The 6313-nt window shown below is 67.4% G+C and carries 5 protein-coding genes and 2 pseudogenes; 1 reads left to right on the top strand and 6 read right to left on the bottom strand.

Annotated features, from left to right (window positions below; all coding sequences use genetic code 11):
- The 6 genes and pseudogenes from EN745_RS27195 to hemC all read right to left on the bottom strand — a co-directional run.
- Nucleotides 1–427: pseudogene (locus tag EN745_RS27195) on the bottom strand (GMP synthase); the annotation flags it as partial.
- A 34-nt stretch (nt 428–461) separates the two neighbouring features.
- The gene (locus EN745_RS27190; RefSeq protein ID WP_126057520.1) at nt 462–941 is read right to left on the bottom strand and encodes a TerB family tellurite resistance protein; all 480 of its coding nucleotides are present in this window, start codon (nt 939–941) and stop codon (nt 462–464) included.
- A 36-nt stretch (nt 942–977) separates the two neighbouring features.
- A complete protein-coding gene (locus tag EN745_RS27185) occupies nt 978–2552 on the bottom strand; it encodes a heme biosynthesis protein HemY (RefSeq protein WP_127422678.1) in 1575 nt (524 codons plus the stop codon).
- A 10-nt stretch (nt 2553–2562) separates the two neighbouring features.
- Nucleotides 2563–4014, bottom strand: a complete 1452-nt coding sequence (locus tag EN745_RS27180; RefSeq protein ID WP_127422677.1) for a COG4223 family protein — start codon at nt 4012–4014, stop codon at nt 2563–2565.
- 208 nt (nt 4015–4222) lie between these two features.
- Nucleotides 4223–4939, bottom strand: a complete 717-nt coding sequence (locus tag EN745_RS27175; protein ID WP_127422676.1) for a uroporphyrinogen-III synthase — start codon at nt 4937–4939, stop codon at nt 4223–4225.
- 1 nt (nt 4940) lies between these two features.
- Nucleotides 4941–5867, bottom strand: a complete 927-nt coding sequence (gene hemC / locus EN745_RS27170) for a hydroxymethylbilane synthase (RefSeq protein ID WP_127422675.1) — start codon at nt 5865–5867, stop codon at nt 4941–4943.
- Between the two features lie 207 nt (nt 5868–6074).
- On the opposite strand from hemC, the pseudogene EN745_RS27165 reads away from it, so the two are divergent.
- Nucleotides 6075–6313, top strand: a pseudogene (locus EN745_RS27165) (tRNA (adenosine(37)-N6)-threonylcarbamoyltransferase complex transferase subunit TsaD); the annotation flags it as partial.

Raw genomic sequence — 6313 nt, 5'->3', positions numbered from 1 at the left:
GGAACTGGTAGACCATCTCCGGCCAATGCATCAGCTTCCTGCCGGCTTCCGTCGCCTTCAGCGGATACCAGCCGATCTCGACCAGCCCCTCGCCGTGACCTTCCACCTTGCCGCCGAGATGGTTGACCAGCATCTGCGCGCCCAGGCAAATGCCGAGCAATGGCCGGTTCTCCTTCAGCGGAATGTTGAGCCAGTTGGTCTCGCGGCGGACGAAATCGTCCTCGTCATTGGCACTCATCGGCCCGCCGAACACCACCGCGCCCGCATGGCCGTCCAGCGTGCCCGGCAATTCATCGCCGAGCGGCGGCCGGCGGATGTCGAGATCGAAACCTTCTTCCAGAAGCATATGGCCGACGCGGCCGGGGCTCGAACTCTCCTGATGCAGCACGATCAGGATCTTTGGTCTCGAACACGGTCTGGGAGGCATCGTGAGGCGGGACCCCGGCTATTCGTCGCCCTGACTATTCATCGCTTGAGGTTCCGCGTGCCCCCGGCGCCCGGGCCGCCGCCTTTTGGCGCGCCTCGACGCGGTCGCGCCGTTCGACGCCGATCAGCTCGGCGACGCGCCACACGGTGTTGTCCTCCAGCTCGTGCAATTCGCCGTCGGCATAGACGATCTCCCACATCAGGCCGACGAAAGCCTTGCGCGCCTCGGCGTCGAGATGGCGTTTCAACACGCTGGTGAAAGCATAGAGGTCGATCGCCTCATTGTCGGCGCGCTCGCCGGCGGCCGCCAGCGCATCGAGCTCCTCGCCGCCGATCGAATAGGTCTGCGCCAGCACCGCCTTGAACCGTTCCCACTCGACGTCCTGGCGCACGCCGTCGGCGTTCATCACGTGATAGAGCAGCGCCGACGCGGCGACGCGCGGGTCGTCCGCGTTGGCGCGCGCGCCCGCTCCACCTGGCAGATCCCTCAAGAAGGACAAGACGCGTTCGAACATCACTTCATTCCCATAGCGCCGGGATCGCTCCCGGCCTCAAAACAAACGAAACCGGCGCGGCGCCTTTTCCGCCTCGTCCGGGTCGACGCCGGGGTCGTCGGGCAGCCTCGTCAGTTCCTCCGCCGGCTCCACCCCTTCAGCATCGTCAGGCACGGCGGCAAAGGCGGCGGCGGTGACCGGTTTGACCTGATCCGCATCGGACGCCGCCGACCCATCCGCCGAAACGGCGTCAAGCGTCTTTTCCTTCGCCGACTCCGGCGACACGGCGATCGCCGGCACGACGGACTCCGCAGCCTCGTCATGGCTGTCGATGAGATGGCCGAGACGCTCCATCGGCGCCCGCCATTCGAAGGCGTCGAGCTTGCCGGTGACCGGCGACACCGGCACCCAGCGTTCGGAGATGACGCCGTCGGCGACCCAGGCAGGATCGCGCGGCGCCCTGACCGCCTTGGAGAGCAGCTGCCTGACCTTGCCCTGGTCGCCGGTCTCGGCCTCCTCGATGTCGGCCAAAAGCAGATAGGCGCCTTCGCGCCGGTCCATGCGGATCGCCGCATCCGCCTCGCGCCGGGCGGTGGCGAAGTCCTGCGCGTCGAGCGCCGCGCGGGCGACGGCCATCGACGACTCCGCATGGTTCTTCTTCAGGTCCTGCAGCTTCTTCGCCCGGTTCAGCCGGTCGCCGACGGCATCGCCAGGACGGGCATGAGTATAGAGCTCGGCGATTTCCGGGTGCGGCTCGGCCCGCCACGCCGTTTCGAGGATCCTGGAGCCCTTGCGCACATCGTTCTGCCGGAACAGCAGCTTGGCGGCGGCGACCGCCGCCGGTGCGAATTCCGGCACCAGTCTGTTGGCTTCGAGCGCCGCGGTCCTCGCCGCATTGGCGTCGCTGTCGATCAGCGCCTCAGCCTTGGCGGTGAGCAGCACGGCCCGGCGCCGGTTGGCGGCATCGCGTTCGATCTGCCGTGTCGACTTCTGCGCCTCGACCAGCTTCAGCGCGCCGTCCCAGTCGCCGCGCCCTGTCAGCTCCTCCAGCGTCGATTCGGCGGCCCACGCAAGCTGCGGCGCCACGGCCGCGGCGCGCCCGGCATAGTGCCTGGCGGCATTGCGGTCGCCGAGGCGCTCGGCCTCCAGATAGAGCCCGCGCAGGCCGAGCAGCCGCATCTCGGGATCGTCGAGCATCGCCTCGAATTTTTCGCGCGCGCCTTCGTGATCGCCTTCCAGCAGCGAGGCCTGCGCCTCCAGGAGATGGATCAGCGGCTCCTGGTCGGAGCGGATCAGCTTGGCCGCTTCCTTGGTCTTCTTGCGGGCCAGCGCGCCATCGCCGGCGCCGGCGGCGATCATGCCGGTCGACAGCGCCTGGTAGCCGCGGTCGCGGCGGCGCACCCGGAAATAGCGCGAGATGGTGTAAGGGCTGTTCCATAGCGACTTCACCAGCCACCACAGGATCATCACCGCGGCGACGACCGCGACCACCGCCACCGCCGCCACCATCAGGCTGACCTGATACTGATAGCCGTTGAAGGTGATCACCATGTCGCCGGGACGATCGGCCAGCCAGGCGAAGCCGAGCCCGAGCGCAAAGACGACGGCGAGGAAGATGAGGATACGGATCATCTGGTCTCCCTCACGCCTTCATCGCGCCGGCAATCAGCGAATCGATCAGCTTTTCGACCTCGAGCCGCGCCTTCAGCTTGCCGGCAAAATCGGCGCCGGCCGACTTCACTGCCTCCGGCAACGTGTCATATTCACTGAGCGCCTTGGCATAGTCGCCCTGGTTGACCGCCACCTCCAAGCGCGCCACGGTCTCCGGCGCGCCCTTGCCTTCGACGGCGCCGATCGGCCGGACCTTGACCAGCGATTCGGCGCTCGACATCAGGTTCTGCAGGAAGCCTGCATTCTGGTCGACAGGCGTGGCGGCGGCGACCATCGCATTGGCGGCGGCATCGACCTCGGCGGCGATGTCCGTACGGGTCGAAACGCCCTTCTCGGCATAGGCGCGCAGCGTCGCGATCTCCGGCGCATCGGGCGCAATCGCCGCGAAAGTCTCGAGCTCGGCGGCGAACGGCGCCCCGCGATCGAGCGCCGACTTCAGCGCCGACGCCGCGATGGCCATCGCGATTTTGGGCTGCGAGGCCTGCGCCTCGACCTTGCCGGAGAGCTGCGACACCGACTGCTCCAGCGCCGCCAGCCGGCCGTCCTGCGCCTTCGCCGCCTCGCCGGCGGATTTCACCAATGCGTCCAGCCCGGCGAGCTTTTCATTGAGCGGCCCGAGATCGACCGGCGCCGCACTGCCGGCCTTCTGCAGGTCGGCGATCGCCGTCTCGACCTGCTTGAGCTTGTCGCCAAGTGCCGCTACCCCGGCCCCGTCACCGGCGCCGCCTTGCTCGACCGCCGATTTCAGTGCCGCGACATCGCTCGTGACCTGATCCAGCGCCGACGACAGCCCGTCGACCTTGGCGGCATCGCCATTGCCGCCCGCTTGCTTCAAGCCCGCGATCTCGCTCTTCAGCGTGGCGATCTCGCCATTGACGCCGTCGAGCGAGACGCCGCCCGACCCCGGCGCGCCGATGAGGCCGGCGAACTGCAGGCCGCCGGCTGCGGCCAGCGCGATGACGCCGCCGATCACGCCGGCGGCAATGCCATTGAGGCCGCCGCGTTTCGGCTGCGGTGCCATATAGTCCTCCCTCGCGCGGGTTGCTTTCGGCGCGTCTTCGGCGGCCGCCCTGGCCGAGGCATCCTCGAAACTGTAGTCGGAAGCGTGCGTCTGATTCGGCGGCAGGTCGGACCCAGCCGGATAGGGGCGTTCCGCCTCATCCGAGCCCTTGGCGGCGGCGTCTTCCGTTCCGGCCTGCGCTGCGGCGTCGCTGTGCTCCCAGGGCTCATGATCGACCTGGTCGGCATGCACCGGCTCCGCCGGGGCCTCGGGTTGCGAAGCGCTTGCGGCTTCCTCCGCCTCGGCCTCGACAGTCTTCGCAGCATCCTCCTCGACGATGCGCGAGACGGCGCCGGGCTCGAGTTCGATCGTCACCGGCTCGCGGCGGCTCTTCGAATGTCGCATCTTCGGCGTCTTGACCATTGCTTGGGCTCCGCAAATTGGCTTGGGATGGTTCAAAGGGTCTAGAGCTGAAGGATGCTCTAGCACATCACCAAGCGGTGAAAAGGGGCGGCGTGATGACACAGACCCTAAGCAGGCATTCCTTGGCAAGCCAACGAATGCCTGCTTAGGCATTTTGTCTTGTCGCAGATTCTTGTCGGAAAACCGTGTGACACTTTTCGGAATCTGCTTAGCGTCCGGCCAGCAATAGCCCGATCAGCGCGTCTTCCTGCGGTTCCCCGGCGACGCGAACCCGTTCGGGAGCGACGCCGTCGAGCGCTGCGGCGATACGTCCCGACAGCGCGAAAAATCTGGTCTTTTCAAAATGATCGCCGAGCGCCGGCCGCCGGATCAGGACCTGCATCGCCAGGGCGGCTTTGGCCGAATAGAGCAGGACCGCATCGACCGGCCCGCCGGACAGCCGAGCAACCACATCCGCGTCGGAATAGTCGAGCGCGACCGTATCGTAGGTTTCGACGGCGCGGACCGGAATATCGGCCGCCGAGAGGCGCTGCTCGAAGGCAGGAAAGCGCACGCGGCCGCAGAGATAGACGATCGTCCCTGCCGGAGAGCCGCCGGCGATCGCATCGGCCAGCGCCACGGCATCGCCGGGGCCTTCGCTCACCGACACGAAGCCTGCCTTGCGCGCCGCTTCCGCAGTCCTTTTGCCAACGGCATGGCAGGGCAAGGCAGCCAGTGCGGCGATGAGCTCCCGCGACGCGTGGCGCACAGCGTTGGCGCTGGTAGCTGCGACCGCCATAGCATCCTTCCGCGCTTCGCTTGCCTTGGCCGGCAGCGCCACCGTTTCGGTCAACGGCAGCAGGATCGGCTGAAAACCCATCTCCTCAAGCCGTTGTGCGGTACGCGAGGCGCCCGGTTTCGGCCGCGTCACCAGAACGCGGAGCATGTCAGGCCCAGCCTTCGAAGAAGGATTCGCCGGCCTTGGCCCGCACCTCCCTGGCGGCTTCCGTGCCGATCCGGGCGGCATCCCGCGCCGGCCCATCCAGCCTGACCTCATGCGACTGCGCGCCGTCGGGCGCGATGATCAATCCGGCGAAGGAGAGCTTGTCGCCCGAAATCGTCGCATGGCCGGCGATCGGCGTGCGGCAGGAACCGTCGAGCGCCGCCAGGAAAGCGCGCTCGCAGGCCAGCGCCTGGCCCGTCGGAGCGTCATGGATCGCCGCCAGCATCCTCTCGACCTCGGCATCGCCGATGCGGCTTTCTATGCAGATCGCGCCTTGCCCTGGCGCCGGCGGAAATTTTTCGAGCGACATCAGGTCGGTGACGACATGCTCCAGCCCGAGCCGTTTCAACCCGGCATAGGCGAGGATTGTGCCGTTGGCGACGCCCTCGTCCAGCTTGCGCAGCCTGGTCTGCACATTGCCGCGGAACATCACCACCTCGAGATCCGGCCGCATGCGCCGGATCAGCGCCTGGCGCCGGAGCGAGGACGACCCGACCCTGGCGCCCCGGGGCAATTCGGCGATCGTTTTCGCCGCTCTGCCGATGAAGGCGTCGCGCGCGTCCTCGCGCGGCAGGAAGGCGCAGAGTTCGAGCCCCTCCGGCAAAACCGTCGGCATGTCCTTCGAGGAATGCACGGCGATGTCGATCCTGCCCGCGAGCATCGCCTCCTCGATCTCCTTGGTGAACAGGCCCTTGCCGCCGGCTTCCGACAGCGGCCGGTCCTGGATGCGGTCGCCGCTGGTCGAGATGACGGCGATCTCGAACGCCTCTTCCGGCAGGCCGTGCGCCGCCATCAGCCGCGTCCGCGTCTCATGCGCCTGGGCAAGCGCCAGCGGGCTGCCGCGTGTTCCGATTTTCAAGGTTGTTTGCATGGCGCGCGGTCCGTGATAACCCCCGGCAAGCTGAGGTCTGCCGAGATTCAGGTCAGGCCGGGTCGAAAATGGTGGGTTCCGAGAACCGGAGCGGAGCGTACTTGAAGTACGTGAGCACCGGAAGCGCAGGAACCCGCCATTTGCAGGCCGGCATCACCTGAATATCGACAGACCTCCGGCGACACAATCTTCGAGGACAGCGACCAATTGATCCGCGTTCTGGGCATTGAGACGAGTTGCGACGAGACGGCGGCCAGCGTGGTGGCGCTGGATGGCCGCGCCGCGCCCGAAATCCTGTCCAACATCGTGCTCAGCCAGATCGAGGAGCATTCCGCGTTCGGCGGCGTCGTGCCGGAAATCGCCGCGCGCGCCCATGTCGAGGCGCTCGACGGCATCGTCGAGGCGGCCCTTGCCGATTCGGGCGTGGCGCTGGGCGAGGTCGACGC

The organism is Mesorhizobium sp. M4A.F.Ca.ET.022.05.2.1 (genome assembly GCF_003998845.1).
Classification (GTDB): domain Bacteria; phylum Pseudomonadota; class Alphaproteobacteria; order Rhizobiales; family Rhizobiaceae; genus Mesorhizobium.
The sequence above is the reverse complement of the archived record's forward strand: the minus strand, read 5'-3'. Positions and strand labels throughout refer to the sequence as shown.

Bases quoted from the DNA above. Each gene is read 5' to 3' on its own strand.
- hemC (WP_127422675.1), bottom strand. From the start codon at position 5,867: ATGCAAACAACCTTGAAAATCGGAACACGCGGCAGCCCGCTGGCGCTT.
- EN745_RS27180 (WP_127422677.1), bottom strand. From the start codon at position 4,014: ATGGTCAAGACGCCGAAGATGCGACATTCGAAGAGCCGCCGCGAGCCG.
- EN745_RS27185 (WP_127422678.1), bottom strand. From the start codon at position 2,552: ATGATCCGTATCCTCATCTTCCTCGCCGTCGTCTTTGCGCTCGGGCTC.
- EN745_RS27175 (WP_127422676.1), bottom strand. From the start codon at position 4,939: ATGCTCCGCGTTCTGGTGACGCGGCCGAAACCGGGCGCCTCGCGTACC.
- EN745_RS27190 (WP_126057520.1), bottom strand. From the start codon at position 941: ATGTTCGAACGCGTCTTGTCCTTCTTGAGGGATCTGCCAGGTGGAGCG.